Genomic DNA, 2,029 nt, shown 5'->3' with positions numbered 1-2,029 from the left:
GTCAAAGGACGCCCCCCGAACCGAACTCCCTCCACCCCCCGGCGACAACACGGCAACCGCCGGCCATGAAGAGCGCCCAGGTGACGGTGGCGGCACATCGCGCGACACCTCTGAAACCGCGCCCACCGGCCACCCGATCCCCCTGCTGGACGACGACACGGCAGGCCACGAGGACCGTGCGGGCGAAGGCGGGGCCATGCTGCACGGTGGTACGCGGGCCGGCGCTTCCCCGCAGGTCGAAGGCGGCGGAGTGGCGCAGGCCGGCAGCGATGCCCGGCCGTCGGGCGAGGCGGCCGCGGTGCCGAAGGACGGGACGTCAGCGGCATCCGGGCAGGACGAGCAGGACGAGCAGGACGAGCAGGACGTCGGCGCTGGTGGCGGGACGGTACCGAGCGACGCCGAGCCGCGCCCGCGAGAGCTCAGGGCGTCTTCTTCAGGGGGGCGCACGCAGGGGCCGGGTGCGGGTGGCGAGACGCCTTCGGGCGGTGTGGAGAGGGATTCGGTGGCTGAGGCCGAGGAGCGGCCGGCACTCCCGGAGGGGTGGTACGAGCCCTATGTCCCCGAGGAGAAGCCGGTGGACGAGCCGCGGCCCAAGCCGCGTGGCGATGCCTGGTAGGAGGACGGCGTGCGCAGAGTCGTGATCTTCGCGGCGGGGTCGCGGGGGGACATCCAGCCGTGTGTGGCGCTGGGGCAGGTGCTGCGGCGGCGGGGGGACGAGGTGCGGCTGGTGGCGAGTGCCCGGTACTCGCCGATGGCCGTCGCCGCGGGGCTGGAACTCGCTCCGCTGACGGCCGACCCGACGGAGATCCTCGAATCGGATGCCGGTCAGGAGCTGCTGGCGGGCGGGCGTAATCCGGTGAAGTTCCTCGGCGGGTTCCGGCGGATATTGGGGCCGATGGCCGAGCGGCTGCTGACGGAATGTTTGGACGCCTGCAAGGGCGCCGATCTCATTTTGGGACCGACGCTCGGCTTTCTTCCCCGGCATATCGGCGAGCATCTCGGTGTTCCGTGGGCGCTGATTCACTTTCAGCCGAGCCAGCCGACCGGCGCGTTTCCGCATCCGTTCGTTCCGCGGGCGCGGATGTTCGGTCCGTGGGCGAACCGGGCGAGTTTCCTGGCGGTCGACCAGATCGCGTGGCAGTTGTCGCGGCCGTTCATCAACCCGTGGCGGGAGGAGACGCTGGGGTTGCGGCGGCTGCCGGTGCGCGGCAGGCGGCCGGACGGGGGGCCGGTGCTGGCGTGCTTCAGCCCGGCCGTGGTTCCGCGGCCCCGGGACTGGCCGCCCAACGTGCACCTGACCGGCTACTGGTTCCTTGACGAACCTCATTGGGAGCCTCCAAAGGAGCTTGCGGAATTCCTGACGGCGGGTCCGGCGCCGGTGTACGTCGGCTTCGGGAGCATGGTCCCGAAAGATTCAGAGATGACCGGGATGGTGGTGCGGACGGCGTTGAAGGTCGCCGGTGTACGCGGCATCGTGCAGGGTGATCCGGACACTTCGGATGAGGACGTGCTCGCCGTCCGGGACGTCCCGCATTCGTGGCTGTTCCCGCGGATGGCCGCGGTGGTCCATCACGGGGGTGCGGGAACGACCGCGGCGGGACTGCGGGCGGGTGCGCCGACCGTTGTGTGTCCGTTCTTCGGTGATCAGCCGTATTGGGGGGAACGGGTCGCGTCGCTGGGGGCGGGACCGGCTCCGCTGCCGTTCCGTGCGGTGACGGTGCCCCGGCTGGCGGCGAAGATCCGGAACGCCGTCCAGGATCAGGGGATGGCCGACCGGGCGGATGAACTGGGGCGGCGCATCCGGGACGAGGACGGGGTCGGACGGGCACAGGAGATCATCGACTCGCTCCTGCGTTGACCGTCATCCAGTACGTCGGGGGCTAGGTCGGCACCTTGTGAAGGCGGTCGCCGTCACCGCTTGCAGGTGGCCTAGGGGGCGTCGTCTTCGACTTCGCCCCAGCGCCAGCCCGTGCCGTCGGGGTTGGGGATGATCGCCCGTTTGGTGCGCCGGGCGGGAGACGGGGCGGGG

Annotated in this window: 1 protein-coding gene and 1 pseudogene; both read left to right on the top strand. The window is 71.3% G+C overall.

The window, feature by feature from the left end; all coding sequences use genetic code 11:
• Window positions 1–616 (top strand): annotated as a pseudogene (locus tag E1289_RS38760) (hypothetical protein); the annotation flags it as partial.
• A gap of 9 nt (window positions 617–625) precedes the next feature.
• Window positions 626–1,858, top strand: coding sequence for a glycosyltransferase (locus E1289_RS37365; protein ID WP_243713477.1), 1,233 nt, complete (start codon window positions 626–628; stop codon window positions 1,856–1,858).
• Window positions 1,859–2,029: the final 171 nt, after the last annotated feature.

The organism is Actinomadura sp. 6K520, from assembly GCF_004349245.1.
Classification (GTDB): domain Bacteria; phylum Actinomycetota; class Actinomycetes; order Streptosporangiales; family Streptosporangiaceae; genus Spirillospora.
Note: the sequence above shows the minus strand (reverse complement) of the source record. Positions and strands in the feature narration are given on the sequence as shown.